This is a genomic window from Murdochiella massiliensis, from assembly GCF_900059565.1.
Taxonomy (GTDB): Bacteria; Bacillota; Clostridia; order Tissierellales; family Peptoniphilaceae; genus Murdochiella; species Murdochiella massiliensis.
The window spans coordinates 496,932-515,442 of record NZ_FIZW01000002.1; the positions used below are offsets into that span (position 1 = coordinate 496,932).

Sequence of the window (18,511 nt, forward strand, 5' to 3'; positions counted from 1 at the left end):
TTTTCTGAAGAGCCACGAACCCAACCTTAGAAGACTGGAGCGAGTGCTGAAGCCGGATATGAGAAAACATAATGAGAGGCTTTGTAGCTAAGACAAAAATGATACAGGAAGACGAAGCTGAGATGACCTACGAGTACGCAGGCTATAACTTGGATGAGTCCCGTACAGAAGCCCCGAAACTCAGCTTTTCCGACATCTTTACGATTCAGAAAGACGCCTTGCAGGAAATCTTTGAAAAAGAGATTAAAAGCAAAGATGAGCTTATTCCTGAGATGGTCGGTCTCGGCTTGATCGACGTCCAGTCCGATGGCAAAAGCGGAGGCACTGACAGCGATAAAATCAACTCCGTAGCCAGACTGCTGATCTTTTGTCTGTTTCATGAGGCTGTTGAGGCACGAAACTTTCAGAAGAGATCACGGTTCAGGTATTCGCACGTATTGGAGGTGAATTGATGCGAAACTTCATTGAAGATATTCTTGAACGAAAAGAGCGGGAGTCGGAACGCTTAGAGTTCAAAGCCTACGTTTTTAACGGTGGTAAATTCTCAAGTCTTCCACAAAAAGAGTCTGATAAGTTCTTAAAAGAAATCTGTGCCTTTGCAAACACTTTCGGTGGAACCATTGTGTTGGGAATTTGTGAAGATGATAATCACAATCCCTCCGACATCGTCGACACGCAAGTCACAGAAGAGTTGTTCGAAGAATGGGAAGCGTCGTTCCGCAATACAATTGCAAATCGGACTATTCCGGTGCTTTATGGAATAAAACTAGAGCATCTTGTTGTTAAAGATAAGAATTGTATTGTGGTTAAAATTCCGCGGAGCGCTCTTGGCCCACACGCCTTTGACAATGGTAGCCGTGATGAATTCTGTAAGCGAAACGGGAATACCATCACTCCGATGCGGTACAACGATCTTAAGCAAGCGTTTGTGGATTCTGATCGTCTACAGAAAAGAATCCTATCCTTTCGGGATGAAAGATTAGCAATGATTCTTTCGGGCGAAATTGATGAGTCCATGATGGATCAGACTGCTCTTGTAATCCATATCTTTCCAGAAAATGCCTTATCGGAGGAAGCTTCCATTGACTTGGAAAGAGCCAAAAAAAGTTCTGCGCTATTGCCACTAATACCTGAGGGAACAGAGTCCGTTGATAAGGCTCTATATAACGCCGACGGAGTGATGAAATACAACCGCGGGTTACAAGATGAGCCGTCAATTATTTCGTATATTCAACTATTTTCTAATGGGAGCATCGAGTCGTATGATTTTCACCTAATGAACTATAAAGTTTCAAACATGGAAACAGGTTGTATCTATTTCTGGCGTGACATTGAAAAAATAATTGCCTCAAAGATTTATTCGTATTGTTCAACTTTGGCCGATTTGGGATTGGGCGACGCGTATTTTATATCGTGTACCCTTCTGAATACGAACGGGAAAAAAGCAATAATAGATAAAGACTTTGGCTTTTTATCAAACCCAATTTCTCCTAATATAGTTAAGAGTCTGTTCGTCAAATACTCAGTTAACGAAGTCTATCCTTCTGCCATTGAACCAATTCTTAATAAATTGGCTCGAACAGTAGGTTGGAAGCTTTCTTCGCTCTACAACGACGACGGTTCACCACGGCCATCTGATTTTCCTTTTTTAAGTTCGGACGACCCTGACAATGCGCCAGAGGCGCGGTAAAAACAGAAAAACAACTCAAACCCTCGCTTAACGCTGACGCGCAAAGAACACTTTTGTAGGAACACTTTTGTAGCAAGCACAGTCTTTGAATAGCCAAAGACGCAAATGGATGAAGCAGCCTCCTTGGAGTCCTGCTTCTTTTTTTATCCATTTGAACCTGTTAGGGGACGCCCCTAAGACCCTGACATAACATCGAAAGGAGACAAGAACAATGGAAAACAGAACACGAAACAATCAACAGATCATCCGACTGACCGATGAAGAGAAAAACGCCTTCTGGCACAAAAGGAAGCTCGCCAGGTGCAGAAACATGAGCCTTTTTATCCGCAAGTGCGTGCTGGAAAAAGACATTTATGTGGTCGATCTGGAGCCGTTTCGGAAGATTGAAGGACGCATGGCTAACATCGCAAGCAACGTCAATCAGATCGCAAAGAAGGCCAATTCGGCAGACGAAATCGCGCCGGAATCCATCCGAGCCATTCAGGCACAGATCGATTCCATCGGCCGGGAAGTGTTACATATTCATTCCCTGCTCGTCCGCCAACAGAAAGTAAACCTTGAGGAAGTAGACCATGGCCATCACGAAAATTCATCCAATTAAGAGCACCTTGAACTTCGCCATCGACTACATTACGGACAGTCACAAGACCGATGAAAAAAATCTTCATCAGCACCCATGACTGCCTGGCTTCGTGCGCCTCGATTCAGTTTTTGAAGACACGGGAAGACGCCCATGTTCACGGCGATGTGTTTGCAAGGCATCTGATTCAGTCCTTTCTGCCAGGCGAAACCACGCCGGAAAAAGCGCACGAAATCGGCCTTACACTCTGCGAAAAGGTGCTCAAAGGAGAATACGAATTTGTGCTGGCCACACACGTGGACAAAGACCACATTCACAACCACATCATCTTCAACAACGTCAACAAAGAGACCGGCAAATGCTATCAGTCCAATAAGCGAAGCTATCACCGGATTCGTACGATCAGCGACACGCTCTGCAAAGAAAACAACCTCTCTGTGATCGACGAGTTCTACGAAGCCTATCGCCGGAAGTACAAGACGAACGGCAAGAGTTGGTACGAATATGAGCAGGCCAAGCGCGGAAAATCTTGGAAAAGCCGACTGCAATTTGACATCGACCGGACGATCAAGACAGCCAAAAGCTGGGACGACTTTCTCACCAAAAAGGCATCTGCCGGATATGAAATCAAGCATGGAAAACACATTGCCTTTCGGCACAAGGACAAGGAGCGATTCACCCGTGCCAAGACGATCGGGGAAGATTACACCGAGGGGCGCATCAAAGAGCGCCTTCAAAAGGAGCTCGAAAAGCCAACCTTTGCCGTGAAGAAGCCGATCGGCAGAATCATCAATGTGAGCAAAAATGAGAAGGCGAAAAACAGTCCGGCCTACGCCAACTGGATCACAAAACACAACCTGAAAACACTGGCGGAATCTGTGGTCGCTCTGCGAGATCAGGGGATTCATTCGCTTGCCCAGCTGGACGCCCTGCTGGACAAAACCGCAGCCGAAAGGCAGTCCCTACAAGAGCAGATTCGCGTACTGGAACAGGAAATGACTGCCTTGTCTTCCGATATTGAAAACGCCCATACCGTCCAACAATTCAGGGCCATCTACAAGTACCATAAGACCAACCCGAAAGACCAGCAATTCGCCGAAGAATACCGCAGCGAACTAGCCGTCTACACGGCTGCGGCCAAAGCCATTCTGGAACGATACGATGGCCTGCCGGACACCAAAGAAATCCTCAGAAAGCTCGACGATCTGGCGCAAAAAAAGAGCGCCCTGATGTCCCGCTATGAGGATAACAAGGCGCATTTTGACGAACTGGCTCGCTACCGCCGGAACTACGCGGATGGGATTGAGAAGCGGATAGAGAGGTGAAAGAGCTGTACGATGGTATGTTGTATTAAAAGAATCTTCTCTGAATCAAAGCAATATACCGAGCATTGAACCGATCTTTTTAATTCCTTCGATAATTGTAACTGATGCGCTGACGCCATTTGAAAGAGTAACCAACTTTTCAAGCATAGTTTTCAAAATGGATTTGTTTGGCTGCTTTTCAAGAATCTGACCATCAATTACATCAATCGTTGCTAACATATCTGCTTTATCTTGATTCTCAGGAAGCTGGCCTACATCTTGCTTAATTTCTTGAATAAGGGCACGCACCTGATCAAAAGATGCTCCCTCTTGGCGGGCATTGATAATCGAACTATTGTTAGCAATATTAACCTGACCCCCATTAATTGTAATGTTAAAGGTGGATTCATTATCGAGCCCCATGTCAGTAGAAATATCTGCTATGTAACTATCTATCCCGGAAACGAACGGATAAACCAAACGATCTCCGAATGCTTGAGCCATATCTTGATAGTGCTTCGAGGCAGCATAAAACCAGCCAAGTTGATATGGTTCGATTGATGGCTCCTGAATAATACACTCAAATGCCTGATAGATAATATTTATCCTATCCAGTGTATTTGTTCCCAAATCTAAAGCCTGATGCCCATAGGATTCAGAAACAGCTTTCACATTTTGAGCTATATCGTTTAGTGGCTTCTTCACACTGTCGATATACTCCTTAAGCAAAGGCGTCCTGTTGATAAAATCCATAAATTCGATCAGGAACTGCTTTTGCTCCCGAAAGTGAGCATTGATTACTTCCGAAGCTAATCGTCTAAATTCCCGACTAATTTTCCGCAATTCCGTCTTTTTAATTTCCATCTACAAGTCCTCCGCAAAACGGGCAATACCCACCAGTGATTTCGCGAACAGAGTCAATTTTGGCGCTCTTATTGCAGCATTTATAAAGATGCTCTTTGAAATCTCCAACCTCTGGCATGATCGGTTCCACTGGATCCTTTTCAATCGGTTTGTCTTTCTTAAACTTGATCACCTTGTTACTACGAAACATCCGCTCCAGCTGGTCTGAAAAATCGTTCAAGCTGTCTGCTACAAAGTTGTTAATCAGACGATCGACGACTTCTTTTTCTTCATCGGTAATATAGTGCTCGTGAACAAGGCCACAAGAGGGACACCATATTTCCAGCTGCGCCTTATCTTCAACCTTCAACATAAACTTTTCTCCACAGGAAGGACATTGTAATAGGCAATACCCATCTACATCTGATGGAATCTGTATTTTGAATGTCTTATCAGCCATAAGTCCTCCTTGCTTGTCTTATAATATTATTCCACTTCTTTTATTCGCTCTTGAATGTATGCCATTTCAGGCGCAGTAATTCCCCAGAGCTTCATTAGTAGCTCATCTGAATATTGCTGATTGTACTGTTGCAGGTTTGGAACAAATTTCCATTTATCCGCAACGACATCTTGACTGATTACACTTTGTAATAGCAAAAAGCGTACTATTCTTGTAAAGAGATAGCTCTTAAAATTTAGTACTTCTTGTTCTGTATCCGCCGCAAATGCGACCAAAAAAGATTCAGTACAGCAGCAATCTGGTTCTGCAATGAATGTATTTCCACTGTAATAGAACCCTATTTGTTTAGTAAAATCCGTTTGACCTGCTATGGGTGCCTTAGGAACCAAAAATTTCCATTTATCAAGAATATGATTCTCATCTTTGACATCTTGAGGGTCAGCAAAGCGCTTTCCAATTCGTTGAATAAATTGGCATGGAATGCCGTCAGATTTCGGTTGATAATAAGTCCGCAAGCCAAAAGGACGAGAAGGATATACTACTTCATCCATATATCCACCACGGTGCCTTAATTGTACCTTTCTGACAACTTCTACAGCACGATTGTCTCTGATAAAAGTCGGAAACTCATTTAAGGAGCGGGTAGTACGAGATACTTCTCCGTTACTATTATTAATGACTACGCAATCTCCTTGATGCTCCTTACCCCATAAGAAATAGCAAACTCCACCAGCCACATCTACTGAAGGGAATACATCTTTATCGTGTGGATAGTCTATTAGATAAGAAATATGTTTGTCTGCCAACATAGATATCCTAAAGCTGTCCAGTCCTCGGCCTCCAATATACCAACGGGCAGGTATGATTAAAGATATCCAGTTAGGATGACAGTTTTTCGAGATTTCTACAAAATGCTGGTACACCGGCATGGAACTGGCTGCATACCCTCCATCACTTTCTTGATACGGCGGATTCCCAACGACTGCTCCAAATTCCACTGTTTTCTCTCCTTCGACTACAATGTCTTGCATGGTTATAGCCTCAAATGGCTTGTTTTGTGTTATCAGCAAAGCGACCTTCTCATAGTCCACATCATCATGGTCGTCTTTCACGTTTAACAGGTCATACGCATTAAACGCCCGCGCGATATTTTTCGTGTTCAAGCCCAGTGTTTCATAGAACTTGCGCGTAAACTCATAGGCAATTGGAGACGTTGGGATCGAGTAAATTCGATCTTGAATGGACTCCGGCGAATATCCCAATTCTTCTGTGAGCCGAACAAAGAGCGCCAGTGGATACTCTCCAGCTTTTCCTCCTATATCGAAGAAATTCTGGCGTTCCTCCAGAATCGCCCGTATGCCCGCTTCTGGAAGCAGAGCGACCATATCTTGACTGACTTTCTCCGGCGTGATGACTTCCGATTCCGACATGCGGCTGAACTTGGCGAGCGAGGTCTTGGCTCTGACCAGCGGCGTCAACGTGACATCGTGTGCGAGCGTTGAAATGTTCTGAACTTTATAATCCAGTTTACTGAGGAAGAACGGATTCATTTCACGCAATAGAGCTTCCAGCATGGAACGGTTCAAGGAAAGATTCTTCGCAATTCGCGGATTGGGATCTTCATCCATGTGATCCACGATATCTTGCACAGAACTGACCTGATCCGGTGTAAGGAAAGCATAGAAAAGAATGCGCTGATAGAAGGTCTGAATCTTTTTCTCAAGACTTTGTTCTTCTTTCTTGTCTACTGGCGGAGTGACCGGAGGTTCGTCGTCATCGTCGCCTGTGCCTAGCGTCTGGTCAGGTTTATCAGCGTTTCTATCTTCAGGGATTTCCAGATCTTCGCCTTCCCCTTTGGCTGGAGAAAGCGTCATGCCCGTCTTCGAGCCAAACTCACCTTGTCGGTCGATGAGTGCTTTGAAATGAGGATCATCCAACAATCCCATATCCACTGGAATGTCGACGACCTCATCATTCACACTGCGATTGTTATGGTAGGCACTAATCTCCTCCATAATATCCGTCGCTTCAATCTGATGAATTTTGCCGTGGTTCAAAAGCACGACGGGTGATATGCGAAGTTCATCCTCAATCCGTTGCTTCAGCTTTGCATTACCACCCTTATCAACGTTAGCGTTATAGATTAGAGCCTTCTGCTCTTGCATTCTGAACAGACGCATAGGATCAAAGTCCACCAGCAAGGTCTGCGGCTTCATATTTTCTTTGATGACATGACCATCCGCATCGCGTAGCTCCCGTGTGTATTGATTTTGCAGACGGAAAATAGACTGATCGTATTCCTGTGGTGAAGCCGTGTCTTTGAAGTAGAGCATCGTATCCCATTGTTCGACGGTACTGCCCGTGAGCATACGATTCACCGTCAAGGTCATTGTTTTCTGATCCTGCTCTTCACATTCACGGATGATCCGCTTCACATCTGCCGGATGCTTATAGGTCTTTGTTCCGTCCACTCCGGAAATATTGATAATCCGGTAGCTCCCGAGATTCTTAAATTCATTATGGTAGCGATCAATCAATGATTCCAGGGCATCACAAGAAGCCCGGTAAGGCAGAATCATAACCAGGTGACGACACATTTTGCCTTCTTTGAGTTTGTCATAATCCAGAAAGCCCAGGAGGTTTTCGTCTTCCTGCGTGCCGTCAATCACGCGCAGCAGATCAAGGATTTCTTTCTCAAAACGGAATTTTTTGTGCCCGTTCGTTTTTGCATCTTTCTTCGTAGACAGGGGCTTGAATAAAGCCGACATGGTCGCCTTGACACCCTGTTTGCTGAGTTCCTCCATTTTCTTCATGGAAGAAGCATTTGGGTGGAAAGCGAAACGAATCATTTCTGGGAAGCCGAAATAGGGGTTATCCCATTCATTCGTATTATCATCAGCAAGATGCTTTTCATCCCAGTCCTTTTGTTCCCGCACAATATCGGTGAACTGCACGAACGCGATGATGTCCTCCGGCTCAAACTCACTGCCCATGAGAATCCTGTAGGGCGTTCCAGAAAGGTGGAGCTGCACATTTGCATGAAGCTGCTTGAGCACGACATCCGCATCATCAAGGCTGACGGAATCATCATCTACATCCTTATTGAGATCCGGGTCAATGTTGCTCAATATCTTGCCATACGATGCGGCACGCGCTCCGAAATGGGTCTCATCAACGATTACCATATCCAGGTTGTGCTCGAATATCTCTTTGTGTTTTTCTTTGACCTGCTCGCCTTGCAAATCCTGCAAAGTAAGAAAGATGACGCCCCGTTTTCCTTCGCTCAGCGTTTTTGCCAGAATGTGCTCATCTCTGCTGAGAGAACTGCTGTCGAAAAATTCATAATCCTTAAAATTGCCCGCTGTCTCTACCGTCTTTTTCCATTCCTCGGCCACATCTGCCTTGGCAGAGACGACCAACACAAGACGTGCGTCCATTTCTACGGCACAGCACAGGGAGGTAAAAGTCTTCCCGAACCGCATCACGGCATACATCAGGAGATTTCGGCGGCCAGCGTTGATCGCGTTACGAAACGCCTCTACAGCTGCTTGCTGATTCGGTCTTAACGGCCAAACAGGCCCGCGAACATAGTGATACTCTTCCGGCAAGCGACGTGAGGCATCATAGAACGCATATTTGCCGTCGTTGTTCTCATAAGACTCTTTAATGTCATCGATCGCTTGTTGGACGTCGTCCGGCTTCGTTTCCTTGAAGAATTCTTTGCTGTAGTAAACTTCGCCACTTAAGTCTGTTGGAAGAAGCCGCACCTTTTTCAAGTCCTGTTCAAGAAACTGATGCACTGCAAAATCGCGAAAATAGACGTCCTCGCTGACACTGGCCTCTCCGTCGAAATCCTTGGTCAGGTCAGGGAAATACTGTCTCCATTCATGAAGGCGTGTGGAAACAGGGCGATAGGTATCGCCCACTTTTAGATAGTTTGGAACCGTATTCGTTGAGAAAGCGTAGATATGAGGCGCTACTCTTCCGACGATCAGATTATCAAGAATTTCGATATTCTCTATCATGCCTTATCCTTTTCCATTAACTCACTGAATTCAAGGATGGTTTTTGAACGCCAATCTTTGATTCGGCAATTTGCTTTGGGCTTTTCTGGAAAACCATTCAGCTGATCGAATATGGTCAGTTGCTGATGCGGTTCATCGGGTACCTGGTAAGGTATGGTCAATGTCAGGCCGTCCATCTGCCAAAGGTTCCATGAAATGATCGTCGCAATTCTCATCAGCTCATGAACGGAGGGAGCACGACAGAGGGCATCTTCCATATAGTCGCAGTAAGTGAACAGAACATTCTCTCGTGCTAAAAGAAGGCTGTCTCCCTGATATTCAAAGCCATACGTTGCCTGAATCGCTCTTTTAGCCCACTTCATCCAATCTTTTTCCGTACTCGTGTTTTCTTTGACGATTCGCAACTTTCGATCTAAGAGGCCAATCCGATTGCCGATTGCAATGGCTTCACCACTCACAGTGTCATAACGACTGACGAGATAGGGCGCTTCGCCACAAGTAATCTCAAGACGCCTTTCGTCGACATACGCCTGCCAAGTCTTTTTTCGGTCATCCTCAGGGAACACGATCTTGTCCTGCACGGTTTCCCAGCCATGTTCAAGTTCCCGGTTGAACACATTTGCTCGTCCAAACCATGCCTGATCAACCAGATTGTTCTGTGCATTACAAATCCAAGATGGCGTAAAGACTTCGGCCATTTCTTTCGTTCTTGCACCTTTTTTCTCGTGGCTTTTCTCTACTCGGGGGCGAATAATGCCGGCATGAGCGCCTGTGATCTGATCGATATGCATGGGGTAACGCTCACCGTATTCCTGGCCATAAGAAAGATAATTATCTGTGCCCCAGATGATTGTCCGATCAGTCGTGCGATCTTTTAATAAAACCCGCAGCAAATCCGGATGCATTTCGTAAATCTGTTGTTCGTTAATATCAATACGAGATGTCATCTGTGATGCTTCACTCCTTATCCGGCACGTAGTCCACCAGATCCCCAAAGTTGCAGTTCAATACCTTGCAGAGCCTTCCCAGTACGTCCAACGAAACCACTTCGTCCTTCTGCAAGCGCGTCATCGTATTTGGCGCAATATCGGCCTTACGGCCTAATCGGGATGCGCTCATATCTATTTCTTTCAGAAGCTTTCTGTATTTTGCGTATGAAACAGCCATAATGCCTCCTCGTCTCTCTGCTCCTATTATACCTGCGAGAAATGAGTGTCGCAATCAAATTAGACATACTATCTGCGAGTTTTAAGACCACAAAATAATACGGTGAGACCCGAAGGCCGCACCGCTGTTTACCTTTCCTGTTCCTGTGTCTTGCTTTTCTTTGGTTCCTTTTGTTCCTCGTCCTTGAAGACCCAGATCTGTTCCAAGATCGACGGTTTATATCCAAGTTCCGGTTCCTTATGCGTTCGTCCACATCGTAAGTGGGCTCTAGCGCATCGCTGTCCTGAAAGGTATGGTCGTAGCGGTCGGCAATATTGAAATACATTTTTCCGTCCGGAAGAACTTCTACTTTTACTTTTTCTTTCAATCTCTTCCGAAAGCTCTTGCATTAATTCCATAACAATGTCATGCATTATTGTTCCCCCTTATCCCCGTCAATTCCTGCACATTGTCCTTGTCGAAGTGTCCAGGAATCGCTTGATTGATCTTAATGACCGCATCCCCGACAAGCCCCATTGTCGACGCATCCGGCTCGAAAATCGGCTTCCACTTTGGCGTCCTCAGAAGTCAACGTTTTACACCTATACTTCTTCTAAATATTTATCTGCTTCTTGGCGATTTCAAAAGATAAAAATTTTTTGTCCAAATATTTTTCCAGTAACTGCAATACAACAGGTCGACTCATTTTGTTGTAGCTATGTGTGAATTCTTCATCCACTTCATCGATAGATTCCGGTCATGGCATCTCGGATTATTCTTTTCTTTTTCTTGGTGTCATAAAAAATCCACTTCGACCTGCTTCATCTGAAAATGCGACGAATGATATAAAGCAAAAACCGCCTGAAACCATTGATTTCAAGCGGTTCTCTTCATTATCCACCCTCAGGGACTCGAACCCTGGACACCCTGATTAAGAGTCAGGTGCTCTACCAACTGAGCTAAGGGTAGTCACTGCACGCAAGGGCTTGCGTGCATAGAAAGCTGTCTACCGGGATTGAACCGGTGACCTCAGCCTTACCATGGCTGCGCTCTACCTGCTGAGCTAAGACAGCGCTTGCGTCCATAGCGTCATTTGCGTAGCATGGTTATTTTAGTCAAGAAGAGCAAGCTTGTCAACACCTCGTCCATGATTTATCGTCCCTCCGTGATAATGCCACGATATAAGGGATCCGCGATAGCATGATGGTTAAGGAGGACCATGTGCTGTGATGAAGGTGGCTCACCGTAACGCCATGATTAAAGGGAAAGGTGCAAGCTTTTCTACTTGCCCATCATCCGCACGATGACTCCTTCTCATCTTTTTTTATACATTCAAAATGTATTTTGCCCATCCCCTAATGGCTTCATTCGAGCGAATCGTAATGGCTTTCCGAAAAAGAAGAAACCCCTGTTCATCCTCTTCTTGGAGATAACGAATTGTCTTTTTGCTGCCGAAATAGAACCGATCGCGCAGAAAACAATAGTCTTCCATGCTCTCGGCAAGAAACGCAATGGCTCGAAAGTAACCTTCCTCATCCGACTTTTCCATTCGCTTCATGGTTTTCTTGATCCAAGAAACAAGAAAGTGCTTTTCTTCAGGACGATGTGCGGTATGGGATTGTACATAGTTTCGAACCTTGGACTGAAGTGCTTGTCCAATACCAGTGTCATAGACCAACTTCGCCTCATATAACGGCACAAAAGTCTCGACATTTTCTTGCCTGACCTCTTGTTCACTGTAGAGAAAGCAATCCAGTAGCACGCCGTCGACGACCGTATCATCGTGCGGCCTATCTTTGCTTTTGACAATCAACAGGCAGTCATAATCACTGTGTTGATCATTTGTTCCCTCTGCATAGGACCCGTATACGGCTATGGTAAGCGGATCATAACGTTCTTTCAAATAGGCAATAATGTTCTGTTGAGCGCTCATTCGTTTCTCCTGTTTTTTCATTGATTCAGAGTGCGAATTTTGTTTTTCTTTTTGTTCGGGGGCAATCCGCCTGCTCATTGCGATTTTCCTACACGGAATCGTTAAAATTCTTGATGATCGTAAATCCGATAAGAGAGGCCGAAAGAAAGCGCATTGCATAGCAGGGTCAACAAAAAGAGTCCCAGGCTGATCCAAGTGATGGGAACGGATGCCAGACGTTCCGATAACGCAAAAGGTTTGATTTTCGGGCCTGCCCAGGAAAAGAAAGCGAAGAGCAGAAAATAGAGGATCACAAAGACAATGCGCGCTTTGTCCTCATCAAAGCGATACATCAGGGGCAGTTGAATCGCCGTAATAACCGTGATTAGGAAAAGCAGTGCCGATACGATTAAATGCCACGGCAACGACAACATCTGCTCCGGCGCAAAGAACGCGAGAACAATCGATACAAGGGCACCAATGCCGGCAATGATCCAGACGAATGCATAACGGCTGAATACGACTATTTTTCGAGAAATCGGCGTAGGGACCAGATAGGCGTCCATTTTATTTAGGCGGTCGTTGCCGAAGAGCATGCCGATGAGAATCATGGGAAGGAGCACAAAGACCATGGGAAACACCAACAGTTTCTTCTCGATGAACGAATAGGCACCAATGATAGCGACAAGAAAGGATACGAGAAGCAGCCCTCTTTTTACCGTGAGAAAATCTTTATATAGCAACGCCTTCATGACCTCGCCCCCTTAATCCAGTACACCATAATGTCCTCAATACTTGCTTTTTCCACATCCATATCCTTTGGCACCATTTGTCTCTTGATCAACACATCTGCACCGAAGGCATGTACGCGCTTGCCCACAATGGCCGCCGGATCAAGGCCAGCCAATTGATCTATGCTCACCGTTACGACGCCGTAACGCTCCTCCAGATCATCCTTTGCTTCCAGGAACAACAATTTTCCCTCGTGAATGAAGGCAATGTAATCCGCCACTTTTTCAATATCCGAAAGAATGTGCGAGGAAATGAGCACCGTATGGTCGTCCTGTTGGATAAAGTCCAATAATAGATCCAGGACATCATCGCGAATCACCGGATCCAAACCACTCGTCGCCTCGTCCAAGAGAAGCAGTTCCGCCCCGTGGGAAAGTGCAAGCGCCATGCCGAGCTGCATACGCATACCGCGCGAATATTGGCGAATGGTACGATTCTCCGGCAGATGAAACCGCTTAACCAGCGCATAAAACGTATCTTTTTCCCACCCCTTCCCATACAGGGCACGATGAAAAACTTCCGCATTTTTTAACGTCATTTCGCCGGGAAGATAGAGATCATCAAAGACACAGCCGATCTTCTGTTTATCTTCCTCTCGCATCTGCGCCGTTTCTCGGCCCAAAAGACGGATTTCCCCGGCATCCGGACGGATCATCCCCAATAACAATTTGATCGTTGTGCTCTTCCCCGCACCGTTTTCCCCAATATAACCGACGATACATCCTTTAGGTACGGAAAAGGTGATCGGTCCAAAATGAAATCCTTCAAATTTCTTTTCCACGTTCTGAAGACAAATCGCTTCCGTCATGGTCTTCCTCCACTAAGCGCAACAATTCATGGACTTCCTCTCGGGAAACATCGGCAAGATCCGCATAGTGCAATGCTTCCTCAAAACAAGCTTCCATTTTTCGCAACAATTTTTCTTTCATCAACGCCCGATTTTGCGCTGCGACAAAACTGCCTTTTCCCTGTACCGAGTGCATAAACCCCTCCCGTTCCAGTTCATCATAGGCTCGCTTAGTCGTAATGACGCTCACGCGAAGCTCCTTCGCCAGAAAGCGAATAGAAGGAAGCTGCGCATCTTCCTCCAACTCTCCACTGATAATGGCGTCTTTTATTTGCTTTTTGATCTGCAGGTAAATTGGTTCATTACTTGCATTCTTGATCTGAATATTCACTTTTTCCTCCTACAACGTTGTGTGTTTATATTGTATATGCACAGTTAATAACTGTCAAGGATAGGATGCAAAATGTGTGCGAAGGCGCGGCGTGTCCTGACTACGGGCAAAGTCTATCGGTTGCCAGGATCGACGAACCCTGATAAAGGTCGAAATTTGCTGTTTGTCAGGGGCGACAGCCCTGGCGGAAGGCGAAATTTGCTGTTTGCCAGGATTTGCTGACCCTGACGGAAGCCGAAATCTGTCGTTTGTCAGGGTCAGCAAACCCTGACGGAAGCCGAAATCTGTCGTTTGTCAGGGTCAGCAAACCCTGACGGAAGCCGAAATCTGTCGTTTGTCAGGGACGATCAACCCTGGTTGAAGCTAAAATCTATCATTTGCCAGGGGCGGCACACCCTGGCGGTGACCAAAGTTTGCTGTATACCAGGGGCACTAACCCCGACAGAGGTTGAAATTTGCTGTTTGCCAGGGACGCAAACCCTGACAAAAGCCAAAATTTGCCGTTTATCATGAGCACTGACCCTGGCGGAGGACGAAATTTGCTGTTTGCCAGGGACGACATCCCCTGGCTAAAGCGAAAATCCGTCGTTTACCAGGGACGACAAGCCCTGAGTAAAGCGAAAATCTGTCGTTTACCAGGGACGACATCCCCTGGCTAAAGCGAAAATCTATAGTTTACCAGGGACGACATCCCCTGGCTAAAGCGAAAATCTGTCGTTTACCAGGGATGGCAAGCCCTGATGAAAGCCGAAATATATCATTTGTCAGGGGTGGAGCACCCTGGCAGTAACCAAAGTTTTCTGTCTGCCAGGGATGCGAACCCTATCAAAAGCTATAATCTGTCCTTTAACAGGCCCACACATCCTGGCTATGACTATAATCTGTCCATTAACAGGCCCCCTCTCCTCACCACCGAGCGCCTTGCACAAACCGGATCTTATTGGGTATAACCAAGCCGACAGAAAGGTAAGGTGAAGCATGGAAATACGGAAAAAAGAAAATGACCATCGTTTCGTTCTTTACGATGGAGAAAAAGAAATCGGCTACCTGTCTTACGATGTCGAAGACAATGGGGATTGGATTGCGGAGCATACCGTTGTAGACGAAGCTTATGGGGGCCAAGGATTAGCGAGAAAACTTGTGGAAGCGCTCATTGATGAGGCTAAGCAACAGGAGATTCGGGTTCGTCCCGTTTGTTCCTATGTAAAAAAGGCCTTTTCAGCAGACCCAGAACGTGTAAAAACAATTTGGAAAAAAACGAGTGAAACGGTCTAAATAAAAACAAGTGAAAGCGGTTTGAAAAAACGAATGAGAACAGTTTAAAAATAGACGAGTGAAAGCGGGTTGGAAAAAAACGGGTGAAAACAATTTTGGAAAAAGAGGAGAATAAGATGGAACCAGTGGTCGAAAAACTAAAGCGTTATGCGGCGTTGGATACCCAATCGGATGCGAACTCGGAAAGTTGTCCCAGCACGGAAGGACAATGGGTGTTGGCGCGGATGCTGAAACAGGAAATGGAAGACATGGGGCTCACAGAGGTCACACTGGACGAGAACGGATATCTCTTCGGCACCTTGCCGTCCACATTGCCGGCGGAACGGGAGAACAGCGTGCCGACGATCGGCTTTCTTTCCCACATGGACACCGCGCCGGATTTCCGCGGCGGTGCAAAGAATACGCGCATCGTAAAAGCGGATGGCAACCCAATCCCGCTTGGGAATGGCCGTACACTGACAAAAGAGATCTGTCCGCTTCTGCCTTCGCTGGCGGGAGAAGAACTACTCGTTACGGACGGCTCCACCCTTCTTGGTGCGGATGATAAGGCGGGTATTGCCGAAATTCTTTGTGCCATGGAATATCTTCTTGCCCATCCGGAAATTCCGCATGGCAAAATTCGCATCGGATTTACCCCGGATGAAGAAATTGGTCGAGGCCCGCATCACTTTGATGTCCAAGCCTTCGGGGCGGATGTCGCCTATACCATGGACGGCGGTGTGCTCGGCGAATTCAGTGCGGAAACCTTCAATGCGGCCTCCGCAAAGATTGTGATTGACGGCGAAAGTATCCATCCCGGGTCGGCAAAAGACATCATGATCAATGCGTTGCTGGTGGCGATGGAATTGAATGCCATGCTGCCTGCCCACATGCGTCCGGAACACACAGAGGGTCGCGACGGATTTTTCATGCTGGAGGCACTGAATGGCAATTTGGCTCATGCGGAAATGGAATACATTATTCGTGATCATGATAAAACGAAGTTTGAAGAGAAAAAAGAACTGTTGCGTCAAATCGTTTCTTATTTGAACGAGCGTTACGGCGAACGCATTGTGTTAACGATCGAAGATTCCTATTACAATATGCGCGAAGTGATTGATGCGCATCCGGAACTGGTCGATATTGCCCTTGCTTCTATGGACGCCTTGGACATTCCGGCAAAAGTGGAGGTGACCCGCGGCGGAACCGACGGCGCGCAACTGTCGTTTATGGGGCTGCCTACACCCAATCTCTTCGTCGGCGGTATGAATTTCCATGGTCCGTATGAGTTTGCCGTCGTCGGATGGATGGAAAAAGCGGTCAAGCTCATCATTGAGATCGTAAGACGCTTTGCCGAGGAAGATGACCGTCAGTAGAAACGCTCATGTAAAAAATGATCCTCCTCCATGTCCTCATGGAGGAGGATTTTTATTGTGAGCAGACCACGAATTCGCCGTACCGTCAGGCCTGTTCTTCTTCCTGCATAAATGACAATATGGAAAAGAGTACGATTGCCGCCTGAACGCCTTCAGTAACCAGATGATTGACGAAGAACAGAGCATTAAGCTGGTCGGCATCAACGCCCTGTTCGCGATAGGCTAAATCAGCCAACTGCTGCACTTCGCGATACTGCTCCTCGCTTATCTCCCGTTTTGTGCTTTCATCGTCTATTCGTGCCAGCAAAAAGAGACTAAACGCATCCGGGTCGGAAAGAGCATCCGGTTGCGAAGCAAGAAGATCCCGCAAGAATAACAGACGACGACCATGCGCACTATCCGCCGATACCGGTAACAACCGCGTGAGGGCCTCTTCCATGGCGGAAAGCGGAAACTTCTGTTCATAAAGACAAGCTAAAAGCAGCGCAGGAAACAGCGTTTCCGCAAAAAAGTCGGGTGTCCGGCCGATTTGTTGTAGCGCTTTTGCCAGCGGATCGGCGACAATATGCAGTTCATGGGCAGAGGAAATGTTGGAAAAGTCAAGGCTCGAAAAGCTGCGCTGCAGCAATTCCAGCCCCTGGATCACATGATAAAAGTTTACCTTTCCGCGACTGTCCTCGGCGTCCATATGTGCACAGCCATAGGTATGACGACGCGTATACGGTAACAAGGCGGACGATAGAAAATAGCGGGAAAAGCGCAGCGGACGTGAACCCATGCCACGATGCGCTGAGGCCAACGCACTCAGCATTTCCTTCGAAAGAGGAGGCGTCAGGTGCCCATCCCCCGCCACCGTTGATACTCGCGCACCGTCAATCAGCACAAGATCCCAGGCGTCGCCGAGAACGTGAAATTTTTTCGTTTCCGACAAATAGCTTCGCACCACACTACGACTTTCGCGCACGGAAAGCGAAAACACCAATCCGTCCTTTTCGAGGCTGTGACGAAACGATAGTACGGAAAGATCACGGAGCAACTTAAATAAGCCGATGAGTACCAAATAATAGGCATCCGGCGTCGTGCAAGCTTCACCACGAGCATGAATCGCCAGACGGATGTGCACCGGATCATGAAATGGGATCGTAAACGGGCGCTCCTCCACCAGAGGATCCGCCGTCAGCAACGCACTCATGCCCGCTCACCCTGCGAACTGTCCTGCGCACGACCGCGCAGCACTTCCGCCATGAGCACCGTTGCTGCACAGGAAGCGTTCAAACTGTCCATGGGGCCGACCATTGGAATGGATACCAGCACATCGCATTTTTTGCGCGTCAATTCGCTGAGCCCCTTTCCTTCGTTGCCGATCACCAAACACACGCCGCCGGAAAAATCGGTTTGCCATATTGTCTGCTTGGCTTCCGCCGCCGCACCGTATACCCAAAGGTTCGCCTTTTTGAGTTCCTCAATGGTTTGATTCACGTTATTGATCTTGGCAATCTTCACATAGTTGGTCGCACCGGAAGCGACTTTCTGCACGATGGACGTCACCGTCGCCGCACGGCGCTTCGGCAAAAGCACCCCGTCCGCTCCGAAACAGGCGGCACTGCGGATGATGGCGCCCACATTATGCGGATCGGTCAGTTCATCCAGCAGGATTACAAAGGGCGCATGGCCCGCATCCTTAGCCGACTGTAAAATCTCCTCCACATCCGCATAAGCAAAATCTGTTGCCAGAAGCGCAACCCCCTGGTGATTGCCGCCTTCCGTCATGCGATCCAGTTTGTTCTGATCCACTTCAATAACCGGAAGTTTGGCGTCCTTGGCCATGGCAATGATGCGATGTACAACGCCCTGCAGTTTTCCCTTCTGGACGTACAGCTTTTCAGCCTCATTGCCGCTTTTTAAATGTTCCAATACCGCATTGCGGCCAAAAATATAATCGCTCATAGTT

16 protein-coding genes, 2 tRNA genes and 1 pseudogene are annotated in these 18,511 nt (G+C 46.9%); 6 read left to right on the forward strand and 13 right to left on the reverse strand.

All coding sequences use genetic code 11. From position 1 onward, the window contains the following. The first annotated feature begins 71 nt into the window (after positions 1-71). The 4 genes and pseudogenes from BN3910_RS03945 to BN3910_RS03960 all read left to right on the forward strand — a co-directional run bounded on the left by BN3910_RS03945 (position 72) and on the right by BN3910_RS03960 (position 3,595). Positions 72-452 (forward strand): hypothetical protein, encoded by a 381-nt coding sequence (locus tag BN3910_RS03945; protein WP_066924565.1) that lies wholly within the window; start codon positions 72-74, stop codon positions 450-452. After that, positions 452-1,690, forward strand: coding sequence for an AlbA family DNA-binding domain-containing protein (locus tag BN3910_RS03950; protein WP_066924566.1), 1,239 nt, complete (start codon positions 452-454; stop codon positions 1,688-1,690). Before BN3910_RS03945 ends, BN3910_RS03950 begins: the two co-directional genes overlap by 1 nt. A 211-nt stretch (positions 1,691-1,901) precedes the next feature. Then, a complete protein-coding gene (locus BN3910_RS03955; RefSeq protein ID WP_066924567.1) occupies positions 1,902-2,291 on the forward strand; it encodes a plasmid mobilization protein in 390 nt (129 codons plus the stop codon). Further along, a pseudogene (locus BN3910_RS03960) lies at positions 2,263-3,595 on the forward strand (relaxase/mobilization nuclease domain-containing protein). The gene BN3910_RS03955 and the pseudogene BN3910_RS03960 overlap by 29 nt, the downstream one beginning before the upstream one ends. A 45-nt stretch (positions 3,596-3,640) precedes the next feature. Here BN3910_RS03960 and BN3910_RS03965 read toward each other — a convergent pair. The 11 genes from BN3910_RS03965 to BN3910_RS04020 all read right to left on the reverse strand — a co-directional run bounded on the left by BN3910_RS03965 (position 3,641) and on the right by BN3910_RS04020 (position 13,930). Next, a complete protein-coding gene (locus BN3910_RS03965; RefSeq protein WP_066924572.1) occupies positions 3,641-4,438 on the reverse strand; it encodes a hypothetical protein in 798 nt (265 codons plus the stop codon). Then, positions 4,428-4,877 (reverse strand): TFIIB-type zinc ribbon-containing protein, encoded by a 450-nt coding sequence (locus BN3910_RS03970; RefSeq protein WP_066924574.1) that lies wholly within the window; start codon positions 4,875-4,877, stop codon positions 4,428-4,430. The genes BN3910_RS03965 and BN3910_RS03970 overlap by 11 nt, the downstream gene beginning before the upstream one ends. Before the next feature lie 26 nt (positions 4,878-4,903). Further along, complete coding sequence (locus tag BN3910_RS03975) at positions 4,904-8,902, reverse strand: Eco57I restriction-modification methylase domain-containing protein (RefSeq protein ID WP_066924576.1); 3,999 nt, start codon at positions 8,900-8,902, stop codon at positions 4,904-4,906. Beyond that, positions 8,899-9,849, reverse strand: a complete 951-nt coding sequence (locus BN3910_RS03980) for a restriction endonuclease subunit M (RefSeq protein ID WP_066924578.1) — start codon at positions 9,847-9,849, stop codon at positions 8,899-8,901. Before BN3910_RS03980 ends, BN3910_RS03975 begins: the two co-directional genes overlap by 4 nt. A gap of 10 nt (positions 9,850-9,859) precedes the next feature. After that, on the reverse strand, positions 9,860-10,069 hold the full coding sequence (locus tag BN3910_RS03985; protein ID WP_066924584.1) for a helix-turn-helix domain-containing protein: 210 nt from the start codon (positions 10,067-10,069) through the stop codon (positions 9,860-9,862). An 875-nt stretch (positions 10,070-10,944) separates the two neighbouring features. Further along, positions 10,945-11,017: transfer RNA gene (locus BN3910_RS03995), tRNA-Lys, on the reverse strand. Between the two features lie 31 nt (positions 11,018-11,048). Continuing rightward, positions 11,049-11,121, reverse strand: a tRNA-Thr gene (locus BN3910_RS04000). A 251-nt stretch (positions 11,122-11,372) separates the two neighbouring features. Continuing rightward, complete coding sequence (locus BN3910_RS04005; protein ID WP_066926175.1) at positions 11,373-11,981, reverse strand: nucleotidyltransferase domain-containing protein; 609 nt, start codon at positions 11,979-11,981, stop codon at positions 11,373-11,375. A 101-nt stretch (positions 11,982-12,082) separates the two neighbouring features. Further along, positions 12,083-12,712: an ABC-2 transporter permease gene (locus BN3910_RS04010; RefSeq protein WP_066924590.1), complete on the reverse strand. Its 630-nt coding sequence runs from the start codon at positions 12,710-12,712 to the stop codon at positions 12,083-12,085. Beyond that, positions 12,709-13,560: an ABC transporter ATP-binding protein gene (locus BN3910_RS04015; protein WP_066924591.1), complete on the reverse strand. Its 852-nt coding sequence runs from the start codon at positions 13,558-13,560 to the stop codon at positions 12,709-12,711. Before BN3910_RS04015 ends, BN3910_RS04010 begins: the two co-directional genes overlap by 4 nt. Next, a complete protein-coding gene (locus BN3910_RS04020; RefSeq protein ID WP_066924593.1) occupies positions 13,517-13,930 on the reverse strand; it encodes a GntR family transcriptional regulator in 414 nt (137 codons plus the stop codon). The genes BN3910_RS04015 and BN3910_RS04020 overlap by 44 nt, the downstream gene beginning before the upstream one ends. 978 nt (positions 13,931-14,908) lie before the next feature. On the opposite strand from BN3910_RS04020, the gene BN3910_RS04030 reads away from it, so the two are divergent. Together BN3910_RS04030 and pepT are read left to right on the forward strand one after the other, a co-directional pair. Next, positions 14,909-15,205 (forward strand): GNAT family N-acetyltransferase, encoded by a 297-nt coding sequence (locus BN3910_RS04030; protein ID WP_075967987.1) that lies wholly within the window; start codon positions 14,909-14,911, stop codon positions 15,203-15,205. Between the two features lie 116 nt (positions 15,206-15,321). After that, the gene (pepT, locus tag BN3910_RS04035; protein WP_066924595.1) at positions 15,322-16,560 is read left to right on the forward strand and encodes a peptidase T; all 1,239 of its coding nucleotides are present in this window, start codon (positions 15,322-15,324) and stop codon (positions 16,558-16,560) included. 85 nt (positions 16,561-16,645) lie between these two features. Here pepT and BN3910_RS04040 read toward each other — a convergent pair whose 3' ends face one another. Together BN3910_RS04040 and rlmB are read right to left on the reverse strand one after the other, a co-directional pair. Next, on the reverse strand, positions 16,646-17,752 hold the full coding sequence (locus BN3910_RS04040; protein ID WP_066924596.1) for a hypothetical protein: 1,107 nt from the start codon (positions 17,750-17,752) through the stop codon (positions 16,646-16,648). After that, positions 17,749-18,507, reverse strand: coding sequence for a 23S rRNA (guanosine(2251)-2'-O)-methyltransferase RlmB (rlmB, locus tag BN3910_RS04045; protein ID WP_066924597.1), 759 nt, complete (start codon positions 18,505-18,507; stop codon positions 17,749-17,751). The genes BN3910_RS04040 and rlmB overlap by 4 nt, the downstream gene beginning before the upstream one ends. Positions 18,508-18,511: the final 4 nt, after the last annotated feature.

What these genes read in the sequence shown, in the direction of transcription:
- BN3910_RS03945 (WP_066924565.1), top strand. Translation starts at nt 72, where the DNA reads ATGAGAGGCTTTGTAGCTAAGACAAAAATGATACAGGAAGACGAAGCT.
- BN3910_RS04040 (WP_066924596.1), bottom strand. Translation starts at nt 17,752, where the DNA reads ATGAGTGCGTTGCTGACGGCGGATCCTCTGGTGGAGGAGCGCCCGTTT.
- BN3910_RS04005 (WP_066926175.1), bottom strand. Translation starts at nt 11,981, where the DNA reads ATGAGCGCTCAACAGAACATTATTGCCTATTTGAAAGAACGTTATGAT.
- BN3910_RS03975 (WP_066924576.1), bottom strand. Translation starts at nt 8,902, where the DNA reads ATGATAGAGAATATCGAAATTCTTGATAATCTGATCGTCGGAAGAGTA.
- BN3910_RS04030 (WP_075967987.1), top strand. Translation starts at nt 14,909, where the DNA reads ATGGAAATACGGAAAAAAGAAAATGACCATCGTTTCGTTCTTTACGAT.
- BN3910_RS03985 (WP_066924584.1), bottom strand. Translation starts at nt 10,069, where the DNA reads ATGGCTGTTTCATACGCAAAATACAGAAAGCTTCTGAAAGAAATAGAT.
- BN3910_RS04010 (WP_066924590.1), bottom strand. Translation starts at nt 12,712, where the DNA reads ATGAAGGCGTTGCTATATAAAGATTTTCTCACGGTAAAAAGAGGGCTG.
- BN3910_RS03950 (WP_066924566.1), top strand. Translation starts at nt 452, where the DNA reads ATGCGAAACTTCATTGAAGATATTCTTGAACGAAAAGAGCGGGAGTCG.
- BN3910_RS03955 (WP_066924567.1), top strand. Translation starts at nt 1,902, where the DNA reads ATGGAAAACAGAACACGAAACAATCAACAGATCATCCGACTGACCGAT.
- BN3910_RS03970 (WP_066924574.1), bottom strand. Translation starts at nt 4,877, where the DNA reads ATGGCTGATAAGACATTCAAAATACAGATTCCATCAGATGTAGATGGG.
- BN3910_RS03980 (WP_066924578.1), bottom strand. Translation starts at nt 9,849, where the DNA reads ATGACATCTCGTATTGATATTAACGAACAACAGATTTACGAAATGCAT.
- rlmB (WP_066924597.1), bottom strand. Translation starts at nt 18,507, where the DNA reads ATGAGCGATTATATTTTTGGCCGCAATGCGGTATTGGAACATTTAAAA.
- pepT (WP_066924595.1), top strand. Translation starts at nt 15,322, where the DNA reads ATGGAACCAGTGGTCGAAAAACTAAAGCGTTATGCGGCGTTGGATACC.
- BN3910_RS04015 (WP_066924591.1), bottom strand. Translation starts at nt 13,560, where the DNA reads ATGACGGAAGCGATTTGTCTTCAGAACGTGGAAAAGAAATTTGAAGGA.
- BN3910_RS03965 (WP_066924572.1), bottom strand. Translation starts at nt 4,438, where the DNA reads ATGGAAATTAAAAAGACGGAATTGCGGAAAATTAGTCGGGAATTTAGA.